The sequence below is a fragment of the Streptomyces sparsus genome (assembly GCF_054776295.1).
Map to the genome: position 1 here is coordinate 1 of NZ_BAAHCA010000966.1, position 1,769 is coordinate 1,769.

The window sequence follows — 1,769 nt, forward strand, 5'->3', positions numbered from 1 at the left end:
AGTGGCAGAAGCGCCGCCACCAGGACCAGACAGCCCCGCGGCAACCCGAAGAACACTACACGACGGCCCGGTGAGCATCAAACTGCGCTGGCGAAGGCCGCCCGGTAGGCGCGCGGGGACGTGTGCAGCCGCAGGGCGAACTGCTGGCGCATCGTCACCTCGCTGCCGTAGCCGGCGCGGCCGGCCACCTCCGCGACCGTGAGGTCGGTCCGCTCCAGCAGCTTCTGGGCGAGGGCGAGGCGCTGGTCCTGGAGCCAGCGGTGCGGGGTGGTTCCGGTGGTGGCGGTGAAGTGCCGGGCGAAGGAGCGGGGGGACATGCCGGCCCAGTCGGCCAGGTCCGCGACGGTGAGCGGTTCGTTGAGGCACCGCAGGGCGCGTTCCCGCACCTGGGCGAGGGTGCCGGCGTCACGGTCGTCCACCGGCGTGGGCCGTTCGATGAACTGCGCCTGGTCGCCGGTGCGGAAGGGGGCGGTGACCATCGAGCGCGCCACGGTGGCCGCCGCCTCGGCGCCGTGGAACCGGCGGACCAGGTGCAGGCACAGGTCGATACCGGCGGCGGTCCCGGCGGAGGTCCAGACGTTGCCGTCCTCCATGAAGAGGGCTTCCGGCTCCACCCGCACCTCGGGGTGTTCCGCGGCCAGGCGGTCGGTGAGCGCCCAGTGGGTGACGGCCCGCCGTCCGTCCAGCACCCCGGACTGCGCCAGGGTGAAGGCGCCGCCGCACAGGGCGGCCACCGGCACGCCTCCCCGGTGAGCCCGGCGCAGTGCGTCGAGCACGGGTTCGGCGGGGCGGCGGTGGTCGTCGAGTCCGGGCACGATCACCAGGTCGGCCCGCGTCGCCCAGTCGAGGGGCCGGTCCGGGGCGAGCGTCAGGCCGCCGCTGATCGGCACCGGGGTGTCGTCGGCGGCGCAACGTCTCAGCTCGAAGGCCGGAGCGTCCCGGTCGGTGCGGTCGACGCCCCACACCTCGGTGATCACGGCGACGTCGAAGGCACGGACACCAGGGAAGGCCAGCAGGGCCACACGGAACATGGCACCAGCATGCCCCAGGAGCTGGCAGAAAGCCATCGATGGCAGTCACTCCTGCCACTGGTTCGGGTGTCTCACGCTCGGCAGGATCGTCGGTATGCAGACACACGAGATCCACGAGAACGCGGCACTGATCCTCATCGATGTACAGAAGGGGTTCGACGACCCGGTCAACGACTCCCGGGCACGCAGCAACCCGGGCGCGGAGCAGAACATCGCCGCACTGCTCGACGCGTGGCAGACCACCGGCCGGCCGGTGGTGTTCGCGCGGCACACCTCCCTGCACCGGGACTCGTTCCTCCGGGCGGGCCAGCCGGGCAACGACTTCCAGGACTTCGTCCAGCGGCGGCTCGGGCAGGGCGCCGGACCCGAGCTCGTGGTGGACAAGACGGTGAACTCGGCGTTCATCGGGACACCGGACCTGCGGGCCTGGCTGGAGGAGGCCGGCATCCGGCAGGTGGTGACGGTGGGCATCCAGACCAACGGATGTGTGGAGACGACCGCGCGGATGGGCGGCAACCTCGGCTTCGACGTGGTCGTGCCGCTCGACGCGACGTACACCTTCGCGGAGACCGGTCCGGACGGGGAGCGGCTCAGCGCCGAGGAGATCACCCGGGCAACGGCCGTGAACCTGCACGCGCTGGGCTTCGCCCGGGTGGGGCGGACGGCCGACGTGCTCGCCGGGGTGCCGACGGGAGCCGGGGACGCGGACGGCGAGGGGGCGGCCACGGCGGCGGCGCG

At 72.8% G+C, this 1,769-nt stretch carries 2 protein-coding genes; one reads left to right on the forward strand and one right to left on the reverse strand.

All coding sequences use genetic code 11. The annotated features are described in order from the left end of the window. Positions 1–77: 77 nt before the first annotated feature. The gene (locus ACYVE9_RS25390; RefSeq protein ID WP_461030230.1) at positions 78–1,031 is read right to left on the reverse strand and encodes a GlxA family transcriptional regulator; all 954 of its coding nucleotides are present in this window, start codon (positions 1,029–1,031) and stop codon (positions 78–80) included. A gap of 94 nt (positions 1,032–1,125) precedes the next feature. Between ACYVE9_RS25390 and ACYVE9_RS25395 the strand changes: the two genes are divergently transcribed. Continuing rightward, a partial coding sequence (locus ACYVE9_RS25395; protein ID WP_461030231.1) for a cysteine hydrolase family protein occupies positions 1,126–1,769 on the forward strand: 644 nt, incomplete at its 3' end.

Excerpts from the sequence above, each read along its gene's own strand:
- ACYVE9_RS25390 (WP_461030230.1), bottom strand. The coding sequence starts at position 1,031 with ATGTTCCGTGTGGCCCTGCTGGCCTTCCCTGGTGTCCGTGCCTTCGAC.